Below are 26,519 nucleotides of genomic sequence, written 5' to 3'. Positions count from 1 at the left end.
ATTATGGCGCACGATGTAGTCCTGATTCCCGGTGACGGTATCGGTCCCGAGATTACGCAGGCCATGCGCCGCGTGGTCGAGGCCACCGGTGTCCAGATCAATTGGAATGTCCAGGAGGCCGGTGCCGGCGTCATGGACGAGTTTGGCACGCCACTGCCCCAGCACGTGCTCGATGCGGTCGCCGAGACCAAGGTTGCCATCAAGGGGCCCATCACCACGCCGGTCGGCACGGGTTTCCGCAGCGTCAACGTGGCCCTGCGCAAGTACTTTGACCTGTACGCCTGCGTGCGCCCCTGCCTGTCGCAGCCGGGCGACGGATCGCGCTTTCGCGACGTCGACCTGGTCATCGTGCGCGAGAATACCGAGGACCTCTACGCCGGCATCGAGTTCGATGAGGGCGCTGCCGAGGTCGAGGAGCTCTCGCAGCTCGTTGAGCGCTCGGGCCAGAAGACCTTCGCCGCCGATTCCGCCATCTCGATCAAGCCGATCTCCATCGCCAAGAGCCGCCGCATTGTGGAGTATGCCTTTGAGTACGCCCGCCGTTGCGGCCGCAAAAAGGTGACGGCTGTACACAAGGCAAACATCATGAAAGCGACTGACGGCCTGTTCCTGCGCGTTGCGCGCGAGGTGGCCGCCAACTATCCCGATATCGAGTTCAACGACAAGATCGTCGACGCCACCTGCATGGGCCTGGTCCAAAACCCCAACGACTTCGATGTCCTGGTGCTGCCCAACCTGTACGGTGACATCGTGAGCGACCTGTGCGCTGGCCTGGTGGGCGGCTTAGGCATGGCCCCCGGCTCCAACATCGGTGCCGACTGCGCCATCTTCGAGGCAACGCACGGCTCCGCGCCCGATATCGCTGGCCAGGATATCGCCAACCCCACGGCCGAGATTCTCTCTGCTGCGATGATGCTCGATCACCTGGGCGAGAACGACGCTGCCAATCGCATTCGCGCCGCCGTATCTGCCACGCTCGACGAGGGCGAGCAGGTTACCGGTGACGTGCGTCGTGCCCAGACCGGCTCCGTCGAGGGGGCCGTGGGCACGCAGGCCTTTGCCGATGCCGTTATCGCGCACCTGGCCTAAGGCATGCGTGCTGCAAACGCCTAAATAGTACTTAAGTGTTTGCGTATAACCTGAGAATCAATACGCCCGGCGCTCTGTCGGGCGTATTCTATTGAGGACTATGTTTCCTAACAAGGAGTAACCGATATGGGTCTGATTCAAAAGAAGGACGAGAAGGACGAGATCGACGGCATCCAGATCATCGAGCGCGGCGAAGGCCCCGACGGTGACGAGGATGAGAAGATCGATCTGGTCACCGGTACGTCTGCCGAGCACATTGCTGCCGGTACGACGGCCGAGGAGGAAGACGCCCGTCTGGAGGCACAGATTGCTGCGGACGCCGCTGATGAGAATCTGATGCCCGAGGCCCAGGATGAGGACGACGATATCCTGGGTTCCGACGAAGACGACCATGCATCCAAGCACAAGAAGACGATGATCGCCGCCTTTGTGGTTGCAGTCGTGATTGCTGCGGTGGTCGGCTTCTTTATTGGCAATGGCGGCTTTGGCGGCAAGGGTGTCGGCTCGGCGACCCTCACCGAGGATCAGCTCGATTCGACCGTGGCAAGCTATAGCTACAACGGCAAGAAGAGCGACATCACTGCGCGCGAGGCCATCGAGAGCCAGTACAGCCTCGATACCGTCAAGGATAGTGATGGCAACTACACCGCTCCTTCTGCCGACGTCATCCTGTCCTACGTGCGCAACAAGATCCTGCTCGATGCTGCCGAGGACGAGGGCATTACCGTCTCTTCCAAGGAGATGAAGCAGTACGCCGAGGATTCCATCGGCACTTCTGACTACAAGACCATGGCCACGCAGTATGGCGTGTCCAAGGACCAGGCCAAGCAGATCGTCCGCCAGTCCGCGACGCTGCAGAAGCTCTACAAGAAGAAGGTGGGCGATAGCTCCGCAAGCATGCCGACCGCCCCGACCGAGCCTTCTGACGGCAACGAGGAGACCGCGAGCAAGGATTACGCCGACTACATCATCAACCTTGCCGGCGATGAGTGGGATAGCTCAAAGGGCACTTGGAAGGACGAGAGCAGCACCTACGCTAAGGCCTTTGCCGACGATGCCTTTACGGCCGATAGCGCTACCTATAAGCAGGCCATGACCGCCTATTACACCGCCTACCAGCAGTATTCCTCGCAGGCTTCGAGCGCCAGCTCCAAGTGGACCGAGTATGCTAACGGCCTCTACGCCAAGGCCAACATCAGCATCTACGGCCTGTTTGCGTAAGGTTTGCCTGCACTACTGCGCGCTAGCCGATCTGCCTGATTTAGCCCGCTAGAACGGACAACGTTCTAGCGGGCTTTTTGCTGCCGAAACCACTGGGGTAGGCCTCGCGCCCGCGCAAGCGCTCCATCGCGCTTCCCTAATTCATCTGGGAAAACAACTGCAAACGATTGCAAGTAACCGGTGAGCGGTCGAAAACTACCGTTCACCGATAATCTCAAAACTGGTTCTAACTGGTATTAAGTCAAAAAGACCAATTCACATATCTTCACAATGACCTGCAATTTTTCTACACGCTATTTTTAGCCGCCCTGCGTTGTTTAGGGACAGGAAAAGTTCCGATCTTTTGCCAAAGCGTTTCGAAACGGTTTCAAAACCGCAGGTAGAAGTGTTAACGACCGGTAAACGGTCGATTTATCACCGTGAGCGGTGCAAAAACGTTTTACCGTATGAATCAAGGAAAGCGACCTCTTCTGGGGTGATATAGTGACAACAACACGTCACGTGGTTACTACCAGTTTAGAAACCACTGGTCTTCAAAGAACGCTTTCCAAGAAGCTTTAAGGGCGAGCGCCCGCTGGCTTCCGAAAATCATCGGACTCAGATTGTACACACCTTCGGAAGGGAAATTTGAATGGTTGGCTTTATTCTTACCGGTCATGGACAGTTCGCACCCGGCCTTGCAAGCGCTATCGCGATGGTTGCCGGCGACCAGCCTGCTTTTACCGTCGTTCCTTTTGAGGGCGACCAGGCCGCATCCTACGGTGAGGATCTCCGCGCCGCTATTACCGCCATGCGCGAGGAGTGCGATGGCGTGCTCGTCTTTACCGACCTGCTTGGCGGCACCCCGTTCAACCAGTCGATGATGATTGCCCAGGATGTCGACAACGTCGAGGTTCTGACTGGCACCAACCTTCCCATGGTTATTGAGCTTCTGTTCCTCCGAGGCAATGCCACGCTCGCCGAGCTTGGCGAGCAGGCCGTGACCGTTGGACAGACGGGCGTCACCGCCCAGACGGTCGCATCCGTTGCCGGCTCCGAGGAAGAGGATATCTTCGGCGACGAGGACGGCATCTAATGGCCGATTTCGGAGCCAACGTCCTGAGCTCCTCGGTCGCCCTTTTAGGCCTGCTTGTCATCATGGGCTTGATTTACACCATCTGGTCGCAAATCAACATGAAGAAGAAGCAGAAGTACTTCAAGGAGCTGCACACCGAGCTCAAGCCGGGTCAAGAGGTTCTTTTCGCCGGCGGTATCTACGGAACCGTCAAAGGCATCGAAGGCGAGAAGGTCCAGATCAAAGTCCGATCCGGAGCCGTCGTAGATGTTTCGCGTTACGCGATTCAGGAGATCAAGTAACTGTCGTCAGCAAATAACGAAAGGAAGCTGATCAACATGGCAGAACCCAACATTCTTCTTACCCGCATCGATAACCGACTGGTTCATGGTCAGGTTGCCACCCAGTGGAACTCCACCCTGGGCTCCAACCTCATCCTCGTCGCCAACGACGACGTGGCGTCCAACACCATGCGCCAGAACCTCATGAAGATGGCCGCTCCCGCCGGCGTCGCTACGCGTTTCTTCTCTCTGCAGAAGACCATCGACGTCATTGGCAAGGCGAGCCCGCGCCAGAAGATCTTCATCGTGGCCGAAACACCGGAAGACGTGCTTACGCTCGTCAAGGGCGGTGTGCCTATAAAGAAGGTAAACATCGGCAACATGCACATGTCGGAAGGAAAGCGCCAAGTCGCCACCTCCGTCGCAGTTAACGACGAGGATGTCGCTGCGTTTAAAGAGCTGCAGGAATTGGGGGTGGAGTTGGAGATCAGGCGCGTTCCGAGCACGCCTGTTGAGGACACGAGCAAGCTCTTCTCGTAATCCTCGTGATCCACGTTGTCAGGAGTGAAACCCTGACGTTCTGTACGTGAAATCCAAAGTGCGTACATACATTTTGAAAGGAGGAGCAAGATGGAATACTCGATCATCCAGATCGCTCTGGTCTTCGTCGTCACGTTCATCGCGGCAATCGACCAGTTTGACTTCCTCGAGTCTCTCTATCAGCCCATCGTCACCGGCGCCGTCATCGGTCTTATCCTTGGCGACCTTAACACCGGTCTTCTCGTGGGTGGTACCTATCAGCTCATGACGATCGGCAACATGCCGATCGGAGGCGCTCAGCCGCCTAACGCCGTCATCGGCGGCATCATGGCAGCCATTCTCGCTATCGCCACGGGCCTCGAGCCCAACGCGGCAGTCGGCCTCGCCATTCCGTTCGCTCTGCTTGGCCAGCTTGGCGTTACCCTGGTCTTCACGCTTATGTCCCCGCTTATGTCCACGGCCGATAACATGGCTCACAACGCGGACACCAAGGGCATCGAGCGCCTGAACTACTTCGCCATGGCTCTGCTCGGCCTGATCTTCGCTGTCGTCGTCACCCTGTTCTTCATCGCTGGCGCTACCATCGGTCAGACCATCGCTTCTGCCATCCCGACTTGGCTGCAGACCGGTCTGTCCGCTGCAGGCGGCATGATGCGCTTCGTCGGCTTCGCCGTCCTGCTCAAGGTTATGATGAACCGCGATATGTGGGGCTTCTTCCTCATGGGCTTTGGCCTCGCGCTCATCACCGTTGCCAACGATTCGCTGGCAACCCCTGCTCTGCTCATCCTCGCTCTCATCGGCTTCGGCATCGCTTTCTGGGACTTCCAGCAGCAGACCGAGCTGAAGGGTGCAGCTGTTTCTGACGGAGGTGACTTCGAAGATGGCATCTAATGAGTATGTGATCCCGGAGCACTACGAGGATCTCACTCCTGCTCCGCAGCTCGACCAGAAGACCCTCAACAAGATGGCTTGGCGCTCCTGCTTCCTGCAGGCATCGTTCAACTACGAGCGCATGCAGGCCGCTGGCTGGCTTTACTCCATCATCCCCGGTCTGGAGAAGATCCACACCAACAAGAACGACCTCGCGGCTTCCATGAGCCACAACCTGGAGTTCTTCAACACCCACCCGTTCCTTGTCACCTTTGTTATGGGCATCGTGCTTTCGCTCGAGCAGAACAAGGTTGACATCCCCACGATCCGCGCCGTCCGCGTCGCCGCAATGGGCCCGCTCGGTGGTATCGGTGACGCCCTGTTCTGGCTGACGCTCGTGCCTATCACGGCCGGCATCACCTCCAACATGGCCATCAACGGCAACGCCGCTGCACCGATCATCTTCCTGGTGATCTTCAACGTCGTCCAGTTCGCTCTGCGCTTCTGGCTCATGAACTGGTCCTACAAGCTTGGCACCAGCGCTATTGACGCTCTGACCGCCAACATGCAGGCCTTCACGCGTGCCGCTTCCATCATGGGCGTCTTCGTCGTCGGTTGCCTGGTCGTCACCATGGGTGGCACCCAGATCAACCTCCAGATCCCCAACGGCACCACCCGTGGTCTCTCCGCTACTACCGTGATCGTCTCCGAGAAGGAGGCCGAGAACTTCACCGGTATGGAGGGCATCGATACCGAGACCGCTGAGGCCGGTACCATCGCCATGACCGATAAGGACGGCAACGCCCTTACCGCTTCCGATGCCGACGGCAACGCTGTCGAGTGCGGCGTCACCGATCTGGGTAACGGCATGGAGTCCGTGACCTACGGCACCGTTACCGAGGATCCGGTCAACTTCTCTGTTGCCGACACCCTCAACACCATCGTCCCGAAGCTCGTCCCGCTTATGCTTACGCTGCTGCTTTACTACATGTTCGCTAAGCACAGCTGGACCCCGACCAAGGGCATTCTCCTGCTCTTCGTCCTTGGCATCCTGGGCGCTGGCCCGCTTGGTCTCTGGCCGAGCATCTGGTAAGGCTCTAGCTTGAGGGGTGTGTCCCTACGCGGCTCACACCCCGACCCCTTAAGCCATGTGTATGTTAAAAGCCGCGTGCTCGAAAGAGCGCGCGGCTTTTGTTTTCTTAATGATTCGGGTGTGGCAGACAGATAATGCATAACACCCTAGGTAGTTAGCCGAATTCGAGCAAAAGGGAGGATAGGATGGCGATCGGAGCGCGTAAGCAACCGCTGTACGATCAGCTGGTCGATATTCTGACCGAAAAGATTGACCATGAATATCGCGCCGGTGACATGATTCCTTCCGAGCGCGAACTTTCGGAGCGCTATGGTCTCTCGCGCACTACGGTACGCCTGGCTCTGCAGGAACTGGAGCGTTTAGGACTGGTGGTTCGGCAGCACGGTCGCGGTACCTTTGTGACCGACCGTTCGGCAAAAGCAACCAATCTTATGCAGTCCTACAGCTTTACCGAGCAGATGCGCGCGATGGGTCGAGAACCCGAGACCACGATTCTCGAGTTTTGCGAGATGGAGGCCGATAAGAATCTGGCCGAGCATATGGGATTGCGCATCGGTGATCGCATTTTTAAGCTCAAGCGTCTTCGCTCTGCCGACAACATGCCCATGATGGTCGAACGCAGCTATCTACCGGTTCGTCAATTTCTGTCCCTAAAGCGACCGCTGCTGGAGCGTAAGCCGCTTTACGATGTGATTGAGCAGGACTTTCAGCAAAAGATTCGCGTGGCCGAAGAGGAGTTCTATGCGAGCATAGCCCGTCCCACCGATGCCCACCTTTTGGGAATTGTCGAGGGCTCGCCTGTGCTCGATTTGGTCAGGACTACGTATAACGAGTCAAACGAGGTAGTGGAGTACACACTCTCGGTTGCTCGTGCCGATCAGTTTAAATACAAGGTTTACCACCAGCGCAGTAACTAGTGCTCGCATCGTTTCCATATGGTGATTCTTTGCATTTAACTGGTTACTACCAGATAACCAACCGAAGTGTATAATTGCACGTCAGAGGATTACTTCTAGAGAGAGGTATTAGAAATGTTCGAGAAGAGTGTCGAGGAGCTCACCGAGCTCGGCGCCCAGATCACCACGGCCGAGATTGCTCAGCAGCCCGAGCTTTGGCGTGATACGCTCAACATCTATCGCGAGAACAAGGAGGCCATCGAGGCCTTCCTGGCCGAGGCTCGCGCTATGGGCGAGGGTCGTCTGTCCGTTGTCTTCACCGGTGCCGGTACGTCCGACTACGTTGGCGATACCTGCGCCCCGTACCTGCGTCACGCTGGCAACACTGATCTCTACGACTTTAAGCCCATCGCCACGACCGACATCGTGAGCGCCCCGCGCGACTTCCTGCGCGCCGAGGATCCCACGCTCGTGGTTTCCTTTGCCCGCTCTGGCAACAGCCCCGAGAGCCTTGCCGCCGTTGCCGTTGCCAAGGAGCTCGTCCACAACGTCAAGTTCCTCAACATCACCTGCGCTCCCGAGGGCAAGCTTGCCGTCGAGTCTGCCGATGATCCCAATGCGCTGACGCTGCTCATTCCGCGCGCCAACGACAAGGGCTTCGCCATGACCGGTTCTTATTCCTGCATGACCCTGCTCTCCACCCTTATTTTCGACACTGCCTCTGACGAGCAGAAGGCCGAGTGGGTCGAGACGATTGCCAAGATGGGCGAGGAGGTCATCTCCCGTGAGCCCGAGATCGCCGATTACCTGGCTGGCGATTTCAACCGCGTGACCTACTTGGGTTCTGGCTCCTTCGGTGGCCTTGCTCAGGAGAGCCAGCTCAAGATCCTCGAGCTCGCTCACGGTCTGGTCGCTACTTCCTACGACACCTCCATGGGCTATCGTCACGGACCTAAGTCCTTCGTCGACGATAAGACGCTCGTCTTCGTGTTCGTCAACAACGACGCCTACACCCGTCAGTACGACATCGACATCCTCAACGAGATCGGTGGCGACGAGATCGCTCAGCACACCATCGCCGTTCAGCAGGAAGGTGCCACCGTCTATGAGGGTGAGTCCTTCACCTTTAAGGGCTACGAGGCACTTCCCGAGGGTTACCTTGCTCTGCCGTTCGTGATGTTTGCCCAGGCTATCAGCCTGCTCAACTCCGTCCGCGTGGGCAACACGCCCGATACGCCGAGCCCCACCGGCACGGTCAACCGCGTGGTTAAGGGCGTGACGATTCACCCCTTCACCGCTTAATCGCGTCCCCCTGTAAGGGCGCCCGTCCGCTCATAACGGCGGGCGGGCGCTTTTTGTTTTACGTGAGCTGGGTATAAGCATTACCACAGTCAACTGCTTTAGAAGCGAGGAGTGCATATGAGCACGTACGCAATTAAGGCTGACAAGTTCTTCTTGCCGGCAGGCCCGCAACTGGGCGGCTATCTTATGGTCGAGGATGGCGTTTTTGGCGCCTGGCAGGCCGACGAGCCCTCTTGCGAGATTAAGGACTACACGGGATCGTGGATCGCACCGGGTATGGTCGATACTCACATCCATGGCTTCTACAACCACTCAACTACCGATAACGATCCCGAGGGCATCGATATCAGCTCAACTGAGCTCGCTCGCCGCGGTACCACCAGCTGGCTGCCCACGACGTTCACCGATGGCGTCGAGCAGATCAAGGATGCCTGCGCCGCCATCGCCCAGGCTGACGAGGGCCGCGGCCCCGACTTCTGCGGTGCTCGCATTCAGGGCATCTACCTGGAGGGCCCCTTCTTTACCATGAAGCACGTGGGCGCGCAGAACCCCGCTTACCTGATTGACCCCTCCGAGGAGGTTTTCGACCAGTGGCAGGAGGCTGCGGGCGGTCGCATCGTTAAGAGCGCCATGGCCGCCGAGCGCGACGGTGCCGCTGCTTATGCGGCTGCTCTGAACGCCAAGGGTGTGGTGACCAGTATCGGTCACTCCGACGCCACCTACGATGAGTGCATCGCCGCCATCAACGCCGGTGCCAGCTGCTTTACGCATACCTATAACGGCCAGCGCGGGCTGCATCACCGTGAGCCCGGTGTCGTGGGCGCTGCCATGTCCACGCCCGAGACCTACGCCGAGATCATCTGTGACGGCAAACACGTAAACCCTGCCGCCATCAAGGCGCTGCTGCAGGCAAAGGGCTGGCAGCACACGGTGCTCATCACCGACTGCCTGGGTTGCGGCGGCATGCCCGAGGGCAGCTACACCAGTGGCGGCATGGACGTCATCATGAAGGACAACCTGTGCTGGCTCGCCGACGGCAAGAGCATTGCCGGCTCGGTGCTCACGCTTGCCCAGGGCGTCAAGAACATCGTAGACTGGGGTATCGCCAGCGCCGATATCGCCATTCGCATGGCAACTGAGGTGCCGGCACGCTCCGCGCACATCGAGGATAAGTGCGGCAGCATCATGCCGGGTCGCGACGCCGACTTTGTCGTGTTCGACCATGAGCTCACCCTCATCGAGACGTATGTTGGCGGCCAGAGCGTCGGCAACGCCTTTACCGAGTAACGATAGAAAAAGACGGCGGGCCCGAATCTGCTCGGACCCGCCGTATGGGTTAAACGCTCAAAAGCACCTTAACAGTTACAGCTTGTTAGCGATCTTCTTTGCCGTGCGCTTGACGCCGGCCACAAGACCCCCCGCGGGATGCTCCTTTTCGTATGCTAGACGCTTCTCGCGCTTGGCGTACTCTTCGACGATGATGTCGCCATACTCGTCTTCGATCTTGTCGAAGAAGTCGACGGCGCCCTTAATTTCCTCAGCGGTCGGGTGTCCCTTCTGGACGCCGCCGGTGAGTTTGAACGGCCCCCACGTATCAAAGCCAGGGCAGCCGTAGACGCCCATAAAGATGGCCTGCCTCATGCGGCAGATGCCATCGATATCCTTGCCGTACCACTTGTTTTTGCCACCGTAGGTCATAAGGCCAAACACCTTATCCTGCGGCTGCAGCACGTTCGTGAGCACGCGTGCCATGTCCTTGTCGATCTCGGAGTAATAGATGCCCGTGGCGACACCAATCAGATGGTATTCGTGCAGGTTGGGATACTCGTTTTTGCCGAGTGTTTTCACGTCGAGGGTATCGATTTCGGGGTGCGCCTCGACGATGGCGTCCACGAGCTTTTTCGTATTGCCGTGGTGGCGTGAGGCATAAAGAATGATGGTTCGCATAAGAAGGCCTTTCAGCTGTAATTGCATCAATGTCTGTATGGTACCCCGTTACATGGCCGGGATACCGGACGCATCGATGAGCGTGCGGGTTTGTCCATTGGTCAGAGCCGAGACGGGTACTTGCGAGCAAAAAGCAGTTGTTCGAAAGGATGGGCAATGGAATACGCTCTCTCCAACGATTCGATTTCTATTAAGGTGTCCACGGCTGGTGGTTCGTTTACCTCGATTGAGGCCGGAGGTCGCGAGTACTTGTGGCAGGGTGACCCCGCCGTGTGGTCCGGCCAGGCGCCGGTCTGCTTTCCGATTTGCGGAGGCCTGCGCGATGGTAGTGCCATGACGTTTGCCGGGCATCATGTAAAGCTCGCTCGCCACGGCTTTGCGCGCAAGCAGGAGTGGAAGCTGCTGAGCCAAGGCGAGAACGAGTTGGCTATGTGCCTGGCTTCGGAGGATAACGCCGCGCTGCTGAGCGATTATCCGTATCCGTTTAGGCTCGTCGCCCGCTATACGCTCGAGGACGCCGCCGTGCGTGTCTCCTATGAGGTTACCAACGAGGGCACCGAGGACATGCCGTTCTTTATCGGTGGACACCCCGGCTTTAGGTGCCCGCTCGATGAGGGCGAGGCCTATACGGACTACGAGTTGCGCTTTGAGAAAGAAGAGGCTGCAGAGCTTTGCACCGCTGTCCCTTCGACTGGCTTGATTGACGTGGACAAGCGCTCCAAGAACCCCATGGTGGGAAAGACGCTGCCCCTGTCGCACGAGCTCTTCGATTTTGCGGAGACCATCTTTGACGTGCTCGAGAGCCGTCAGGTCACGCTTTCCAAAAAGGGCGAGGACAAGGGCGTCCGCCTGAGCTTTGAGGGCTTCCCATATCTCATTGTGTGGAGCAAGCCCGAGGGTGATTTTGTGGCAGTTGAGCCTTGGGGCGGCCTTTCGACCTGCTCCGATGAGGACGACGTGCTTGAGCATAAGCGTGGCTGCCTTGTCGCCAAGCCCAAGGAGACCGTCGTTCGCTCGTTCACGATTGAGATTCTGTAATTCCGTTTTGTCGACTCGTATCGCGAGGCACAAGGAGCCTGCGAGATAAGGAGCTAAAAATGATCCTCACCGTTACGATGAACCCGTCCGTCGATACACGCTATCAGCTCGATGAGCTCATTATCGACGACGTCAACCGTGTGACGCCCGAAAAGACCGCCGGCGGTAAGGGCCTCAACGTGGCCCGTGTACTGGGTCAGCTGGGCGACGACGTTGTGGCAACTGGTCTGCTCGGCGGCCACATGGGCGCCTATATGGCCGAGCTCATGGATGCCAACGGCATTAAGAATGATTTTGTGCCCATCAAGGGCGAGACTCGCATTTGTCTCAACATCCTCCACGCCGGCAACCAGACCGAGCTGCTCGAGAGCGGCCCGACGATTGCCCCCGAGGAGCTCGATGCCTTTACCGCCAAGTTCGCCGAGCTTGCGAGCAAGGCCGATGTCGTTACCATCTCGGGTTCGCTGCCCCGCGGCGTCGAGGCGGACTACTACGCTAAGATCACGGGCATTGCAGAGAACGCCGGCGCCAAGGTGCTGCTCGATACCTCGGGCGCCTCGCTCGAGGCTGCGCTCAAGTCCGAGGTCAAGCCTGAGCTGGTTAAGCCTAACCTGACCGAAATTAACGGCCTTCTGGGCACGAGCTTTACCACCGACGATGTGGACGAGCTCCGTTCCGCGCTCGCCTCTGACGCCCGCTTCTCCGATATCCCCTGGGTCGTCGTATCTATGGGCGCTGCCGGCTCCGTTGGTTTCCATAACGGCCGTGCGTTCCGCGCCAAGACCCCCGATATCCCCGCCGTTAACGCTACGGGCTCTGGCGATTCGACCATTGCCGGCTTCGCACATGCGATTGCTGCCGGAGCCGACGACGAGACGGTGCTGCGTACCGCCAACACCTGCGGCAAACTCAATGCCATGGATCCCATGACTGGCCACTTGGTTATGGATCGTTGGGACGAGGTTTACAACGGCGTTGTCGTGACCGAGCTGTAGGAGCTTGTGCTGCGGCCCCGGCATCGGTTGCCAGCTCATGTCGACGACAAGTGCAGTAGCATTATGCCGGGGCGCGACGCCGACACTGTCGTGTTCAATCCCGACCTTACCCTGGTCGAGACGCATGTGGGTGGCAACAGCGTCGGTAATGCGTTTGCCGAGTAGCCGCCAAAGAAACGATCCGAGAGGGGATTTAGATGATTTACGGTGCATTGGGCGATATCGAGGAGTACCGTGGAATGCTCAAGGGCCTCGACGTGCTGATCGACTGGCTCGAGGAGAACGATCCGGCGAAGCTCGAGGTCGGCAGCCATCCGATTCTGGGCGACAAGGTCTTTGCGAACGTCATGGCTCCCACGACGCGTCCCGAAGCCGAGGCTCACTATGAGACGCATCAGCGCTATCACGACCTGCAGATCGACGTCGAGGGTCGCGAGGCCTTTAAGGTTGCCACGGGCAGCCTGACGCTGGTTCAGGAGTTTGACGAGAAGGACGACTACGATCTGGTCGATTCCGACGCCTCGATCGCCGGCGATCTTGCTGACGACAAGTTTGCGCTGTTTGTTGCCGGCGAGCCTCACATGCCCACGCTCGAGTTCCAGGGCGATGGCGCGCAGCCGGTCAAGAAGATTTGCTTTAAGCTGCTTGCAGATGCTTACTGGGAGGAGTAGCGCGCTGCTCGGCTGAGCTGTTCGTGTTGCGAGCGTTATCCCTTGGGGGAGCTCGCTTGGGCCCCGCTGAACGCGGTTCCTTTGGGGATTGCGGTTGGCGGGGCTTTTGTTGAGTAGGAGAGTTTCCGGCGGCGTTGTGCTTGGATTGGCGGAGGCGCGCCCGAAATCAGCAACAAAAAAGCCGCCCGAAGGCGGCTATCTTGTGCAATGGAGCCAGCGACCGGGCTCGAACCGGTGACCCCCGCTTTACGAGTACGTGAATTCGGCATTTGACGAGATGAGGCCAATTTCACTGAATTATAAGGAAGCGCAGGTAGAAATAGGTAATTAACAATTATTGAGCTAGCTATTAGAATCATATTTCCCACTATTTTCACACTTAGAGAGACTTGAAAGTGTGAAAAGTTTCGATTAGGCTTGCTGGCAAAGCTTTAAAGGCTTTGCCAGCAAGCCTAATCGAAAATCTAACGAGGGATATGATTGCAGGGATTGATAAAAAAGACCGCTCGCGGCACATCGGAATGCATCGATAAGAGCAAAGGCGTCTATCGGATTTATTTTTCCCTGGGAAAAGATCCGGAGACAGGACGGTACCGCCGTAGTCCGTCACGCAGGGTTCACTGCAGAAGCAAGAACCCGAAAAACTGGCCGAGTGAAGTCGCCAAGGCGCTGGAGGCCTATAGAGCTGAACTTGAGGGCGCTTCCAACCGTGGCAATGGTCCTCTGGGCCTATCAGATTATGCGGACAGGTTTCACGCGAACAGGGAGTCGACCATGGGATCACCTCTTGCTTATGAGCGTGAAGGTTTGGACATTCGTCACATACGCGAGCTGTTCGGCAATCCCGATCTCACTCGGCTTAAATCGGATGACGTTCGCACTGCTTATGCCAAGGCTAGAAAAGAAGGCCGATTCAGCGAAAGTGAAATTCGCCGCATCCACATCAAGCTCAAACAGGTAATGGAGGATGCCGTCGATAACGACCTCGTGGGCAAAAACCCTTGTAGGGGAGTGAAACTGCCCAAGCAGAATGTCGAGGCTCGTAAGGCGCTGAGCGCCGATGAGGCGGCAAGGCTTCTTGCGGTCCTTTTGGAGGAGAAGCCATCTTCCTTTATCACATGCACAATGCTTCTACTTCTCTGCGGTTTGAGGAAGGGGGAGGCCCTTGGTCTCTCATGGGAGGATTATGACCCCGACGCCAAGACTCTGAGGATAGTAAAGCAATATACGAACGACAGGACATTGAGGCCGCCTAAATCAAAGATGAGCAGGCGTAAGATTTCGGTTGGAAATGAACTTGCCGACTATCTGGACAGGTGGAAAGCCATTCAGCGGAGTGAGTTCGATTCCTTTGCAGTGGGGCAGACTGGAGAAACGCCCATTGTCCATTCCATTGGGATCGTTGACGCCGCCAACGGCAAACGGGCTCTTGTGACCCGGATGGATGGACATAACTATTCAAGGGCGTTTAGGCTGTTTGCGGCGAAAAACGGCTTCGGTACTTTTAAGGAGAGCAGGGAAGTCATTGGGAGTGACGGCGTCAAACGTACCCGCTATACGGGTTATAGCGGGCTGAAGCCTCATGAGCTTAGACATACGCAAGCGACTTTGCTCGTTGGTGCCAATGCGGACATTAAGACGATCCAGGCGCGTTTGGGCCATGCTAGCCCATCGACGACGCTGTCTATCTATAGCCACTTTATCGAGGCAAATGACCAGAAGGCAGCATCAGTGCTGGATGATCTGCTGAAGGGCTAAAAAGGGCTAAAAAAGAGGCCCCAAAGGGGCCTCTTTTTTAAGCGACATTGTTTCGGTAGATCATTGCGCCATATGGCGGCTCCAGCTCCATAGACTGATAGTAGCTGGCATCTAGAAGGTTGAAATAACAAATGATGGGGGCGGCTAGGTGCTCGTCCATATTTAGGTAATGTCCCTCATCATCTGTGACCAGTTTGACCTCGTCGCGCATCACGTCGGTCATGCGGGGCCAGAGTTTGGTTGCGCGCTGCAATTTGTCCTTTTGACTGTACTCTCCGTTATGGAAGAAGGCAAAATGAGGCGCATCGTATTTTGCGCCGCCGCGAATTTCGATAATTCCGACCTGGCTGCAAGACTTCGCGCATTCCTCTGTTTCCAATAAAGTCCAAGAGGAGGGGAGGACAGCGTAATCGCCGCCGAGGAGATCGACCCGTCTCATTCCCTGGGGCCTCTCCTCTTTCTCGCAATATAAAGAGAAATGGTCGTGGAGCCTCTGGAATTGCTCTCGATAAAGTTCCAATTGACTAAAACTCATTTCTTCTGATCCGTCAACGGGAAGGGCCTTCATTTCATTGGTGATTTGCCGAGCTTCCCTGAGGCACGCCTCATCGAGGGCCCTGGCGACCCTCGGCTGCAACCCCGTGAGCAGGTTGCATAGATAGTCGATAGCCTCGCCGGTGCTTCTGACTGATTCGGGGTTCTTGAGGCGTAGCTCTTCGATTTTCTCCGGGGTCGTCGCCTGAACAGTTGTTCCGAACTTAGTTTTCCGCATCTTACTTCCGGATAATGGTAAACGTCCCATAACCACTCCAATCATCGTTGTATATATATTAAATCAGTCAGACAATAAAGTCTATACAGTCAGAAAGTGAATTAGAAATTAGAACTGTAACTAGATATGATTGTGCAACAGACAGTGTTACAATATAAACAGTAAGCGCCTGACCAGCTTGTTTGAAAGGAGTTATTTTATTTTCGGTCATTGATTAAAAAGCCGCCCGCCCTTCCCTATCTAAGTTTGGCGACGAAGGGGGAGGGGCGAGCTAGCCTGAAAGGATTCTACCATGATTGTAGAGCCTGAACCGTACGCTGCCGTACAAGCATCAACTGCGGTTTCTTCTGATTCCAACTTGGGCCACGAGCGCCTTCTTGGCATCGCTGAAGTGTGCAAGATAACCGGCTTGAGTCCGGTTACGGCCTCGAAGATGATGAAGGAGAGCGGGCGCGCGATTGCGTTGCACCGCCGCATTTACATCCTTGAATCGAGCTTCTTTGCATACCTCCATGAATTGGAGGCGAGCAAACCGTGCCGGCTTTAAATCCCATGAGCGTCGGCCTCGACGAGACCGCCTTGCGTATCTTAAAGAATAGGCCGCTTGGGCATATCGAACACGGTGCGCTGGATACTATCCTCGGAGGTCTTCGTCAATACCTGTGCATCGTCCCCGGCGGACCCGGTACGGGTAAAACAACGTTTATGCAGCAAATCGCCGACGGATGGGCCATTGCTGGCCATCCGGTGGTCATCTTTGAGGGCGAGCTCGGGCGAGACAGCATGCTCGCGAAGAGCCTCACCCGCATCTCGGGCGGCGAGCTCACGCACGATGATATGAACGGCGATGGCATGTCTGAGGACAAACGCGGGCTCTTCGAGAAGGTTCTCGACATTTACGCCCGCAGCATCGCCGAGCGAATGTATATCATTCCTGGTGAAATTAAATATGCCGGGATGAGAAAGGCAATCGAAGAGGTTGCCGATAAACATGGCGAACCGCCACTGGTTATTGTTGATTACGCGCAAATCGTCTCTTTGCCGCAGGAACTGCGCATTGCCGACGAGCGTATCGGTCTCAAGCTCGTCGCTTCCGAGCTCCGCCGAATCGTGGATGAGGCCCATTGTCCGCTCTTCGCTATCTCATCAATTAACCGCGTTAATTACGACAAGCAGACCACCGGGCTTCAGGCGATAGGCGGGTGCAACATGTTCGAGTATTCGGCAGATCTCGTTATGTCGCTTTCTATTAAGGGCGATAAGCCCGAAGAGCGTAATGCCAATATGTTGCTTAAAAAACGGCCCGTCATTGCTTCAATCACAAAGAACCGTTACGGTTCCTGCGGTATTGTCGAGTTTGAGTTCAACGCACCAGCAGCGATGTTTACCGAAATCGGCTAATTATGGAGCCCGGACCCTACATTGGTGGATACCGGGCTCCCAATCCATGCTTGTCGTCCGATGAGCTCGCGCGCGCCGAGAACAGGGATCTTCCTCTGCTCTCGGCCGATGAGCTCATTTGGGAATGGAAGCGCCTGCTCGATGCTCTCGATATCTATAGAGAACAATGGCGACCATACCGTATATATCTCGGCAGCTTGCCGGGAGTCCCCTTCGATGTCTGGGCGAGGGTGAGGATTGGGCGCATCGGTCAGATGCTCCAAACAATTTCAACTTAATAAAAGGGGCGGGGCCGATGCGTCGGCCCCGCTCGGATTGGATGGTTATGACTTCCATGAATACGCATATCAACGTACGGATGAGTGAGTCGCAGCGTAAGGCTATCGAGGAGAGGGCGGCGGCCATGAACATGCCGGCGTCCTCCTTCATGCGCGATGCCGCCCTGCTCTGCGGCGAGAAGCCGGTCAGGGTCGCCGACGCGGGGGAACTTGCCGGTATCAGGACTGAGTTGAAGAAGATCGGCACGAACCTCAACCAGGCGGTCCGCGCCCTCAACACCTACGGGTCCGATCCGGTCGTCCTCAATAATCTCAACCGGGCGACATCAATCGTCTCGACGGCGGTGGGCTGGGTCAACGACCTACTCGCCCGTGCGAGAGAGTAGGTGGTTCTCGTGAAGGAGAAGGTGGTCATGGCGCTGGTTTTCGCAGCGCTGCTTACCGCGGGGTTTGCGCCACTTATCGCCATTCCCCTCGATTGCATGATCCTCGGATTTCCAATCGAGCTGAGCTCGATCGGATTCACCCTGAGCGTGGATAACACCATTTGGTGGTGGATTAACGTGGGGCCTCATTGCGTCCCTGGCTGTCTCGCCTCGTTCGCGCTGTTCCTGTCGGTATTCGTGCTCATGCAGCTATCGGCTTCCTCGAAGGAGCGAGCCGCCGACGGAGGTGTACTTGGGGAGGCGCGGGTGAAAACGGGGCCGGAGACCATCCGGGGCTCGGAGATTTGGGACGGGCACGGACAGCCGAAAAGCAGAGGATTCGTGTACGGGTTTGAGAAGACGCTGTTCGGCTCCAAGTATCTGTTCGAACCGAGGCGGCACATGTTCCTCGACGGCTCAACGGGTGCCGGAAAATCAAGATCGCTGCTGATCCCGACAATTGATCTGCTGACGTATGGGGCGGATGACGGGGAATCGAGGCCGCAGACCATTATCGTGTCCGATGTGAAGAGTGAGCTCATCGAGTTGACGGGCGACGAGCTGGAGCGTCGCGGGTACCGGGTGCTTCTGCTGGACGCCCAGCATCCCGAGAAGAGCGACACGTTCAATCCACTGGAAATGGTCGATAGGCTCGCGAACGGGGGGAATCTGCCGGGGGCTGAGCAGGCCGCGGATGCCGTCGCCCGTACGCTCATCGCCGGGGAGGGCGATGCGAAGGCGAGCCACTGGATGGAATCCGCGCGGTCGCTGCTCGCCGCGACGATCCTTCTGGTCGTGCTGGACGAGGGCTGCCCGCGGGGCTGCAAGCACCTCGCGACGGTCTACCACATCATGTGCCTGGGGACGGAGGGGGCCGGCGAGGATCCGTGTGAGCCGCTGAAGGGCCTGTTCCGTTCCCTGCCGCAGGGGCATCCGGCCCGCTCGCGTGCCTCACAGTTCATCCCGAGCGGCGGCAACGAGCTGAGGAGCATCGTTTCCACGCTAAAGGTCAACCTGAGGATCTACGCTTCGGCGCCGATTGCACGAATGGTCTCGGGCGATGATATCGATCCGAGTAGAATCCTGAGCGAGAAGACCGCGCTGTTCCTCCACGTGATGGACGAGGGCTCCCCCTACAACGCGATCGCGGCGGTCCTGTTCGAGCAGCTCTACGCTGCCGTGTATTCCATCGCGGACGCAGCTGGTGGAAAGCTGCCGCGGCCGGTGTCCATCCTCGGCGACGAATGGGGGAACCTGCCGAAGGTCGAGTGCCTGCCTAGCCTTCTCAGCCTTGGGCGCTCGTACGACCTGTTCTGGATGGGCGCAGTCCAGAACATCTCTCAGCTGAACAAGTACGGCGAGCGCGACGGACGGAAGAAGATCCTGGCAAACTGCGGCGTCAAGGTCGCCATGAAACTGGGCGAGGCCGAGGACCGCCAGTATTTCACCGAGCTAGTCGGGAAGACGACGCGGCACACCATGGGAACCAGCTCGAGCAGGGGGCCTTCGGGCGGTACGGGGTCGACATCCTACAGCGAGCACGCCGACGACCTGATTCATCCTTGGGAGTGGACGGAGATGTCCCCCGACAAGGACGGCGTCATCGTGGTGAAGACCGCGGAGAACGGCGTGGGCAGGGAACATGCGGGGTGCTTCCGGGCCCCTGTCTGCGATTGCACGCGGATGCCGACGAAGGAGCACTTCGATCTGGGGACGCGCGAGCACGAGGCGGCCAAGAGGATGGAATACCAGGCCAGGCTGATATCAAGGCAAATGGGTCGTGAGGACGGCGTCGATCTCTGGACTCCCGAATTCGAGGAAGAGGCCGCGGAGCCGCCTGTTGCCGACGGATGGTCCGGCCTCTTCGTCGACTGACGGCGGTTTTTGAAGGGAGTTGGAAAATGACCGCAATCAAGCAGGCGAGCGTCATGAGCGGGGAGCACCTCCAAAACCTCAAGCGGTATTTCGATTGGGACAGGGAGAAAGTCCTGGACCACGATACCCAGCACATCATCGATGAGGATCGATGGTTCGAGGAAATGGACGCCACCCGGGAGGCGGCCGGGCACAACCGGCCCGGGAAGCAGGGCGCAAGGTGCACGTACATGCAGCATCAGGTGATCGGCTTCAACCCGGACGAGTGCTCCTGCAACGGCGGGCCGATGACGCCCTCGCGTTGCATGGAGTACGCGAGGGACTACATCGCCAAGCGCTATCCCAACCAGGAGATCGTGATTGTGCTGCATGAGGAGAGGTGCAGGTCGGATGGATCGGCCCGATTCGCCGCTCACCTCGCCATCAATAGGACGGACCTCGAGACTGGGCGGCGTCTGAACGACGGGCCGGCGAGGGCGGCGGCGAAATCCCGCGTGAGAACGGTGAAGGAGCTCGATACGAAGTACGGCCTGAGCCAGCTCGAAAGGGGCCTCTCGAACTCGAAGGTGCACGCGCGCCAGCCCGGTCGCGAGGAGCGCGAGATGGCAAAGAAGGGGAGATCCGACAAATCCGAGAACGCAAGGGTCCGAGCGATTGTCGCCCAGAGGGCAGAGGAGGTCGGGAGGCTCAAGAGCTGCCCCGACCGCTTCGGAGAGTTTGCAAGGCGGTTGGAATCGGATGGGATCGAGATCGCCCGATCCAAGCGGGGGGCGCTGCAATACCGCTATCACTCGGAGTCCCTCGGCAAGACGAGGAAGATCAACGGCGCGAGGCTCGGCTACGCCGTCAACCGCTCGACCGGGCGGATTATGAGGTTCACGGCAAGGGGAATCGACCTTGCCATACGGGCCGCGTGGGAGCTGGCTCGCGAGGGTGTGGATGACGAAAGAGGCCGGGACTGACTTTCATATCTGAGGTCCGTGCAACAGCCGGTAAGCCTGTTGCACGGTTCTGCGGGAGCGACTTTGGAGCGGTTCGCACATCCCGGCTTCGGCCGGGCAAGATATTCCGTTGCACGGAATACATATCTTGCATGCCCCGAGAAGCGTAGGCCGAATCGACCGGAGTGCAACGGGACAGGTGAGCGGAGGCGCAGTGATGGCGACCCAGGGGAGCCATCGAACGGAGCCGGAGCGAGAGCCGGCGGGGCGATCGCGAGTTGAAGCCGAGTGATTGTCCCGCCGTTCACGGCCCGCCGGCGGCGGCCCGGGGTTCCAAGGGGACTCGTCCCTTTGGCGCGAAGGGGTCCGGGGATGGCGCGAGACATCCCCGTGAAACGCCGCGACGGGCACGCCCCTGTTAGCGTCAATCTAATTTTCACCAGTTTCACTAATCAAACGCGCCGTTCGCGCAAAGGCGGCTTCACCGCTTGCGCTAACGTATTTTCACCGATTCCGGTCACGCCTTGACGGGTCCGTCCCTCGGCAGGTCCTTCAGCCTGTAGGACCTGCCGGCTATCTTGACCAGGTGGCAGTGGTGGCAGTGGTGGCACACCCTGTCCGCGATCGCGCTCGCCGCCACGTCGTCCCCGAACACCCTGCCCCAGCCGCCGATCCCCACGTCGGCGGTGATGATCGTCGAGCGCTGCTCGTAGCGCGTCAATATCAGCTGGAACAACAGGTCCGCGCCCACGCTGCCGACGTCGAGGTAGCCGAGCTCGTCGATGATCAGCAGCCTCGAGTGGGCGTAGTACTTGAGCCTCTTCTTGAGGATGCCGCGCGACGAGGCGTCCTCAAGGTCCTCGACGAGCCGGGCGCAGTCCACGAACCTGACCTCGCGCCCCGCCCTGACTGCCTCGATGCCCAGCGCGACGGCGAGATGCGTCTTGCCCACGCCGGGGCTTCCCACGAACAGGACGTTCTCGGCCCGCTCCACGAACCTGAGGGTCGCGAGCTCCTCGATCTCGGCGCGAGGGACCGACGGCTGGAAGTCCCAGTCGAAGTCCGCCAGCCCCTTGACGTAGGGGAACCCCGACGACCGAATGCGCTGGTTGGTGATCCTGACCTCCCGGGCGGCGACCTCGACGCGCGTCATCTCCTCGAAGGCGGAGGCGAAGCCCCGCTCGCCCGCGGCGACCATCCTCACGTAGTCGGGCAGGGACGCCGCCATCTCGTGCAGCCCGAGCGCGGAGAGGTCGACCTCGCCAGGTCCATCGCGCGCCACAGCCGCGGCCTTGGCGACCTGTCGTAGCATTCGCTGCCCTCCCGCAGACGGGGCACCGCAGCCCGAAACTCGTCCACGGCCTGACGCCGACGATTATCCTGCCGCCGTCGATGCTGGCGTACTCGATCACGGTGTGGACCAGCGCGAGCGCGCGGCTTAGTATCCTGTTCATGCGTCAGGGCCTTTCCGGTAGGTTGATGTAGCAAGCGAAATCCTACCCTGCCCGGCGCGGAAACGGCCCCCTCTCGGGGCCGTTTCCCTTATATGCGGAACTTTTTTGCATCCACCTGCGGAAAAATTGATGTCTCGCCCACAGAAACTACCGAAGAGCCTAAAATCGGCTCATATTCAAACAGACACAAGGAGGGATTAATTATGGAATGGAGCTTTGACGAAATAAGGGGATTTATCCCGAAATCGATTTCTCTCCCATACTCAAGAGAGGAAAAGAACGGGTACCGCTCTGTTCTAACCGGACGCGATGAGCTGAACTATATCATGTTGAACGGAAGCGGGAGCTACATCGTCTCTCTGTGCGATGGTAAAAACACCGTCGAAACAATCCTTAATCGGATGTGCGACAAGTTTCCAGACGCCAATCCGGACATGCTCAAATCTGACTTAGCCTCGGCAATGAGAGGTTTCAGCGTATCGAGACTAATAGGATGGGTCAAAACTCCGACCGAAAATGGCACACCCATTGCCGATGAGATTTGCGTGGACAATGGGACCCATATACGGCTTGCCCAAGAAAACGATATTCGCCTGATTTGCTCCCTGGCAAGCCAGGCGAGCTCATCAGAACCAGAAAGTCCCACAATTGTCTACGGTTGGCCTCTTTCCGTCGAGCAGTATGAACGACCGCTAGAGGTGCGAAACGGATTGTTCAATCTGAGCAAGGAATTTTTCATTGTATATGAGTCAGGGAGACCAACCGGTCTACTCGGCCTCGCCCCCTCCAGCAATCCCTTACTCAGATACGCAGACATCTGTCTTCTTTTGTGCCCCGCAAGCATCGCCGTTCAATGTATTGCCGCTGCGGCCAGCTTCTATCGTCAAGAATTTTGCGATGTTCCCAATTTTTTCCACCTGAACCTAACCAGCAAGGAAATTGCATCAAACGAAGGAATTCGAAATCTTATCAATGAGCCAGAATTCACTTGCGCTGGCACTTTTCCAGGTGAGTGCAGCGACGGCGACTGCATGAATGTATACTGTTTTTCAGAAGTCTGTTAAGAGGAACCATGGGACGAGTTTCGGAAAACAAGTACACCAACGTTCTCAGAGCGCCACATCACGTCGCCCTTGACATAACAAACAAGTGCAACTTGAGATGTCTGCACTGCTATAACAGCAGCGGCGAGAATGAGGTCATGCACGACGAGTTGACCTCAGATGAACTTTTTGTTTTCGCAAAGGAAATGGCAGACATGTCGCTTTACAGCATGTGTTTCTGTGGAGGAGAAACCTTGTTGCGCAGTAAAGATATCTTGCGCTGCCTTCCCATATTGCGAGATGGGAATGTTGCAGCGAGCCTGGTAACCAACGGGCTTCTCCTCACGGAATCCCTTCTCCGAGATTTAGAAGATTCCGGACTCAAAAGCATCCAATTTAGCCTAGACGGCATTGGGTCAGCTCACGATAGGCTGAGGGGACATGAGGGAGCCTTCGAAATCGTCGAAGAAGCAGTTGCCACCGTACTCAACCATTCCGATTTGCACCTTGCTATCGCATTTACGCCCACGTCGTTCAACACCGAACAGTTTCCCGATGTCATCTCACTATTAGATGAGATTTTCACCAAATCTAACAGGCCGAAGAGGACGCCGGGTGACTTTATCGAACTACGTGTCCAACCCCTCATGGTTTTGGGCCGTGCGCGAAAGAACACATTTATTAGACCGGACTATTCCCAATACCGTACGTTGATTCACGCCATTCAAGAGGACGACTTCCTTCGGAAGCACCCGAATGTCCGACCGCAATGGGGCGACCCCGTCGACCATCTAATTCGCTTCTCTGATAACCGATATCTATTAGATCAGGTTTCAGTGCACGCAAACGGCGACATCGTCGTTTCTCCGTATATCCCGTTAGTGGTTGGCAACATCAGAAACCACCCTCTTGAGGATTACTGGAACAACGGACTTAGCTCAATTTGGTCCACAAAACTGGTTCAAGACCTCTGTAACCACATGTGGACCATTGACGACATGGAGCGTATGTCCGACACAATTTGCGATATAGATATGGGAGGTGATCTACACGTTGACCTGATTGATGATACCGCGGATGAACTGTTGAACTCATCGTTGAAGGAGATGTTGGGTTAAATGTACGAGAAGCCCGTAGTAGACAACATGAATCCGACCAGAGCATCGACTCTTGGAACGGAAACTTGGTTCGACATGTATTACATCGTGTGGGGAGCAAATGTGGCGGTCGGAGTCACCGCAGTTGGAGCCTATGAACTGGTCCTCATCACTTTTGCCGCAGCACTTCCCCTCAGCGAGCAAGGTGGCCAAGACGAGCAATGAGTCCTGAAGCGCTAAGATCATCCATTGGCGGCATGGTAGGAGGAATCTGCTTTCTCGTTGTCGGGGTGTTAATGGTAAAGACCGGCAATCCCGGCCTGATTCACAGTTACCATATCGCTCATATTCCAAGCGAGAAGATTCCTCTTGTTGCCAGATTGGTCGGACTCGGAATAGCGTTGACGGGAGCCGGTCTCGTTCTCGCGGGCATCATTGCCTTTGCGTCCCAAATCCCATTATCGGCATCGGCGGCTTTCATTCTGCCGCTCATCATAATCTTTGCCGGTCTTGGCGTCTCCTTGCTAACGATCGTAGTGTTCACATTTCGACCATGGTCATAATGGATTTCCTATTGCATGAAACTTCAGGCGCATGCCCAACAAACAATGAAAAAATTTACAGCTTTAGTCGGACGGCTGTTTTATTTTTCAGCCGTCCGACTGCCGTGCGCGGCCTATTGATCGAACATAAAATTCCCGTTTCTATGAGGATCCAGCTCGCAAAGACTCTCTATGGAAGCGCTCGTGCCGATTAGTCGCCGCTTCGTTTCCACCGAACCGCGGTGTAAGGTGTCATCAGTTGGTATTTCATACCTGATAGATTGGGGCCATTCTTGATTCGGTACGTCTTATCGAAGTTTAGTAAAACAAAGGGTGCTTTCACGTTCATTGCCATCACGACGATTGGAATCGCCCTTTCCTATGCCGCACCATATGTGAACGGAAAGTTCTTAGATTTCCTTCTTGCCAATCGCAGCGAGAAGGATGCTGTGCTTTTTGCGCTCTTCGTAGCTTCAATAGGGGTCTTTTCTGCCTTATTTTCATATTTTGCAGGAACGTTATCTATCCGTATATCCACAAAGCTTTCTTTTGACCTACTCAGGGAAACCGTCTTGCGCTTTGAGCGAGTTAATTTTCTGACGAACCGAACAACCGACTCAGCCTATACGACGCAAAGGATTTTCACTGACTCAGGTGTTGTTTCTTCTTTCGTTCTAACAAACTTTATCAGCGCTCCCCTGTCTGTTGTCGCCATTCCTTTCGTGTTGCTCGTCATATGGTCGGTTGATCCACTCCTCGCACTATTCTCCATCCTCCTTCTTGTGGCATATCTCTTCGTTATTACCGGATTGCGAAAGCTTCTATATAAAGTCATGTACGAGAAGAAGGAGGCAGATAGCGCTTTCTATGCCGTAATAGCATCGCAGTTGAATCAGATTCTCAACATTCAGTTAACGTCTTCATACAATAAAAGCGAGCTAGCACTTGACACCGGATTTGAAAAGTATTTTCCAAAGGTCTTGCACTCGGGAAAGCTCTCATTCTCACTAACATCGATTGACAGCCTTTTTGCTGCCGTGTTTCAAGCGATAATACTCATCGTATCCGGAGTGCGAATCATCAATGGAACCATGACGATAGGCGAATACACCATCGTCGGTGCATATTTTGCCGTCCTATTTAAAACCTTGAAAAACACGATGAACCTGTTCAAGTCCTATCAGGATGCCAAGGCTTCGTGGGACAGGATGAGCGCCATGGGAAAGGTAGGACCGGAACCAGAGCAAGATCAGACAGGTTTAGTCAAGATTGACACAATAAATCGCATTTCTGTTTCCAAGTTGGATTTTACGGTACCCCTTCCAGACGGATCTCCCCGAAAGGTTCTTGACGGATTTTCCTTCGATTTCTCCGGCCCTGGAACATACTGCATAACCGGAGAAAATGGAAGAGGAAAAACGTCGCTCCTTTACCTGCTCCTTGGGCTGTATCCATCGGCAGGCAAAGTAACATACAACGACATGCCGATTGAAAAATGCAATTTGGATTACATACGTTCAGACACGATATCGTGCTGCCCCCAACCGTGCTTCGCTCCAGATGAGACGGTTCGGGACCTGTTGGATTATTTCAACACCCCATTTTTTACAAAGCACCAGCATATGAATGAGCTACCGTCGTTGACAACCAGCATAGAGGGCTTGCTTGAGAAACGTTGTCCTGAACTTTCGGGTGGTGAGCTGCGCCGTGTATACTTGTGGTCGGCAATTTCCCGTAATCCATCAGTCTTGGTGCTCGATGAGCCTACAACTGGATTGGATGAAACAAGCCGAGCCGAACTCGCTTCGTATGTCAGAAACAACAAATTGAAACAGCTCATTATCATTGTTTCACATGATAATGAGCTGGCAAATGCAGCGGAAACGATCGTCAGTCTAGATAACGCGTCACACCGTTGCGCAAATCGATAGGACCG

General features: G+C 56.5%; 27 protein-coding genes. 24 read left to right on the top strand and 3 right to left on the bottom strand.

Annotated features, from left to right (window positions below; all coding sequences use genetic code 11):
• Positions 1–3: 3 nt before the first annotated feature.
• The 10 genes from OGM60_08880 to nagA all read left to right on the top strand — a co-directional run bounded on the left by OGM60_08880 (position 4) and on the right by nagA (position 9,633).
• Positions 4–1,089, top strand: coding sequence for an isocitrate/isopropylmalate family dehydrogenase (locus OGM60_08880; GenBank protein UYI98988.1), 1,086 nt, complete (start codon positions 4–6; stop codon positions 1,087–1,089).
• 126 nt (positions 1,090–1,215) lie between these two features.
• Entirely contained in the window at positions 1,216–2,310 is a 1,095-nt protein-coding gene (locus OGM60_08875) for a hypothetical protein (protein ID UYI98987.1), read from the top strand.
• Positions 2,311–2,941: 631 nt separating this feature from the next.
• Complete coding sequence (locus OGM60_08870) at positions 2,942–3,385, top strand: PTS sugar transporter subunit IIA (GenBank protein UYI98986.1); 444 nt, start codon at positions 2,942–2,944, stop codon at positions 3,383–3,385.
• Positions 3,385–3,666, top strand: a complete 282-nt coding sequence (yajC, locus tag OGM60_08865) for a preprotein translocase subunit YajC (GenBank protein ID UYI98985.1) — start codon at positions 3,385–3,387, stop codon at positions 3,664–3,666. Before OGM60_08870 ends, yajC begins: the two co-directional genes overlap by 1 nt.
• 36 nt (positions 3,667–3,702) lie before the next feature.
• A complete protein-coding gene (gene agaV / locus OGM60_08860; protein UYI98984.1) occupies positions 3,703–4,185 on the top strand; it encodes a PTS N-acetylgalactosamine transporter subunit IIB in 483 nt (160 codons plus the stop codon).
• 90 nt (positions 4,186–4,275) lie between these two features.
• Entirely contained in the window at positions 4,276–5,076 is an 801-nt protein-coding gene (locus OGM60_08855; protein UYI98983.1) for a PTS sugar transporter subunit IIC, read from the top strand.
• Positions 5,066–6,148 (top strand): PTS system mannose/fructose/sorbose family transporter subunit IID, encoded by a 1,083-nt coding sequence (locus OGM60_08850; GenBank protein ID UYI98982.1) that lies wholly within the window; start codon positions 5,066–5,068, stop codon positions 6,146–6,148. Before OGM60_08855 ends, OGM60_08850 begins: the two co-directional genes overlap by 11 nt.
• A gap of 185 nt (positions 6,149–6,333) precedes the next feature.
• A complete protein-coding gene (locus tag OGM60_08845; GenBank protein ID UYI98981.1) occupies positions 6,334–7,065 on the top strand; it encodes a GntR family transcriptional regulator in 732 nt (243 codons plus the stop codon).
• A 114-nt stretch (positions 7,066–7,179) separates the two neighbouring features.
• Positions 7,180–8,346 carry an SIS domain-containing protein gene (locus tag OGM60_08840; protein ID UYI98980.1) on the top strand — a complete coding sequence of 389 codons (1,167 nt, stop codon included), beginning with the start codon at positions 7,180–7,182 and terminating at the stop codon, positions 8,344–8,346.
• Positions 8,347–8,463: 117 nt separating this feature from the next.
• The gene (gene nagA, locus OGM60_08835) at positions 8,464–9,633 is read left to right on the top strand and encodes an N-acetylglucosamine-6-phosphate deacetylase (protein ID UYI98979.1); all 1,170 of its coding nucleotides are present in this window, start codon (positions 8,464–8,466) and stop codon (positions 9,631–9,633) included.
• 75 nt (positions 9,634–9,708) lie between these two features.
• Here the strand turns inward: nagA and OGM60_08830 are convergent, their stop codons facing one another.
• Positions 9,709–10,293 (bottom strand): hypothetical protein, encoded by a 585-nt coding sequence (locus OGM60_08830; protein UYI98978.1) that lies wholly within the window; start codon positions 10,291–10,293, stop codon positions 9,709–9,711.
• A 156-nt stretch (positions 10,294–10,449) separates the two neighbouring features.
• Between OGM60_08830 and OGM60_08825 the strand changes: the two genes are divergently transcribed.
• The 4 genes from OGM60_08825 to OGM60_08810 all read left to right on the top strand — a co-directional run bounded on the left by OGM60_08825 (position 10,450) and on the right by OGM60_08810 (position 14,755).
• Complete coding sequence (locus tag OGM60_08825; GenBank protein UYI98977.1) at positions 10,450–11,331, top strand: aldose 1-epimerase family protein; 882 nt, start codon at positions 10,450–10,452, stop codon at positions 11,329–11,331.
• A gap of 59 nt (positions 11,332–11,390) precedes the next feature.
• A complete protein-coding gene (locus OGM60_08820; GenBank protein UYI98976.1) occupies positions 11,391–12,326 on the top strand; it encodes a hexose kinase in 936 nt (311 codons plus the stop codon).
• A gap of 197 nt (positions 12,327–12,523) precedes the next feature.
• On the top strand, positions 12,524–12,997 hold the full coding sequence (locus tag OGM60_08815) for a YhcH/YjgK/YiaL family protein (protein ID UYI98975.1): 474 nt from the start codon (positions 12,524–12,526) through the stop codon (positions 12,995–12,997).
• Positions 12,998–13,771: 774 nt separating this feature from the next.
• On the top strand, positions 13,772–14,755 hold the full coding sequence (locus OGM60_08810; protein ID UYI98974.1) for a site-specific integrase: 984 nt from the start codon (positions 13,772–13,774) through the stop codon (positions 14,753–14,755).
• Between the two features lie 37 nt (positions 14,756–14,792).
• Here OGM60_08810 and OGM60_08805 read toward each other — a convergent pair whose 3' ends face one another.
• Positions 14,793–15,527 carry a hypothetical protein gene (locus OGM60_08805; GenBank protein UYI98973.1) on the bottom strand — a complete coding sequence of 245 codons (735 nt, stop codon included), beginning with the start codon at positions 15,525–15,527 and terminating at the stop codon, positions 14,793–14,795.
• Between the two features lie 292 nt (positions 15,528–15,819).
• On the opposite strand from OGM60_08805, the gene OGM60_08800 reads away from it, so the two are divergent.
• The 5 genes from OGM60_08800 (at position 15,820) to OGM60_08780 (ending at position 20,468) form a co-directional block, all read left to right on the top strand.
• Complete coding sequence (locus OGM60_08800; GenBank protein ID UYI98972.1) at positions 15,820–16,074, top strand: helix-turn-helix domain-containing protein; 255 nt, start codon at positions 15,820–15,822, stop codon at positions 16,072–16,074.
• A 5-nt stretch (positions 16,075–16,079) separates the two neighbouring features.
• Positions 16,080–16,928, top strand: a complete 849-nt coding sequence (locus tag OGM60_08795; protein UYI98971.1) for a DnaB helicase C-terminal domain-containing protein — start codon at positions 16,080–16,082, stop codon at positions 16,926–16,928.
• Positions 16,929–17,253: 325 nt separating this feature from the next.
• On the top strand, positions 17,254–17,592 hold the full coding sequence (locus OGM60_08790) for a MobC family plasmid mobilization relaxosome protein (protein ID UYI98970.1): 339 nt from the start codon (positions 17,254–17,256) through the stop codon (positions 17,590–17,592).
• Between the two features lie 9 nt (positions 17,593–17,601).
• On the top strand, positions 17,602–19,506 hold the full coding sequence (locus OGM60_08785; GenBank protein ID UYI98969.1) for a type IV secretory system conjugative DNA transfer family protein: 1,905 nt from the start codon (positions 17,602–17,604) through the stop codon (positions 19,504–19,506).
• Between the two features lie 26 nt (positions 19,507–19,532).
• Positions 19,533–20,468 carry a relaxase/mobilization nuclease domain-containing protein gene (locus tag OGM60_08780; protein UYI98968.1) on the top strand — a complete coding sequence of 312 codons (936 nt, stop codon included), beginning with the start codon at positions 19,533–19,535 and terminating at the stop codon, positions 20,466–20,468.
• A 496-nt stretch (positions 20,469–20,964) separates the two neighbouring features.
• Here the strand turns inward: OGM60_08780 and istB are convergent, their stop codons facing one another.
• Entirely contained in the window at positions 20,965–21,759 is a 795-nt protein-coding gene (gene istB / locus OGM60_08775; GenBank protein ID UYI98967.1) for an IS21-like element helper ATPase IstB, read from the bottom strand.
• Between the two features lie 345 nt (positions 21,760–22,104).
• Here istB and OGM60_08770 point away from each other — a divergent pair, with 345 nt between their 5' ends.
• From OGM60_08770 to OGM60_08750, 5 genes are all read left to right on the top strand, one after another.
• A complete protein-coding gene (locus tag OGM60_08770) occupies positions 22,105–22,965 on the top strand; it encodes a PqqD family protein (protein ID UYI98966.1) in 861 nt (286 codons plus the stop codon).
• A gap of 8 nt (positions 22,966–22,973) precedes the next feature.
• Positions 22,974–24,062 carry a radical SAM protein gene (locus tag OGM60_08765; GenBank protein ID UYI98965.1) on the top strand — a complete coding sequence of 363 codons (1,089 nt, stop codon included), beginning with the start codon at positions 22,974–22,976 and terminating at the stop codon, positions 24,060–24,062.
• A complete protein-coding gene (locus tag OGM60_08760; protein ID UYI98964.1) occupies positions 24,063–24,266 on the top strand; it encodes a hypothetical protein in 204 nt (67 codons plus the stop codon).
• Positions 24,263–24,604 carry a hypothetical protein gene (locus tag OGM60_08755; GenBank protein UYI98963.1) on the top strand — a complete coding sequence of 114 codons (342 nt, stop codon included), beginning with the start codon at positions 24,263–24,265 and terminating at the stop codon, positions 24,602–24,604. Before OGM60_08760 ends, OGM60_08755 begins: the two co-directional genes overlap by 4 nt.
• Before the next feature lie 272 nt (positions 24,605–24,876).
• Entirely contained in the window at positions 24,877–26,514 is a 1,638-nt protein-coding gene (locus OGM60_08750; protein UYI98962.1) for an ABC transporter ATP-binding protein/permease, read from the top strand.
• Positions 26,515–26,519: the final 5 nt, after the last annotated feature.

The sequence above is a fragment of the Coriobacteriaceae bacterium genome (assembly GCA_025757745.1).
Classification (GTDB): domain Bacteria; phylum Actinomycetota; class Coriobacteriia; order Coriobacteriales; family Coriobacteriaceae; genus Collinsella.
The sequence above is the reverse complement of the archived record's forward strand: the minus strand, read 5'-3'. Positions and strand labels throughout refer to the sequence as shown.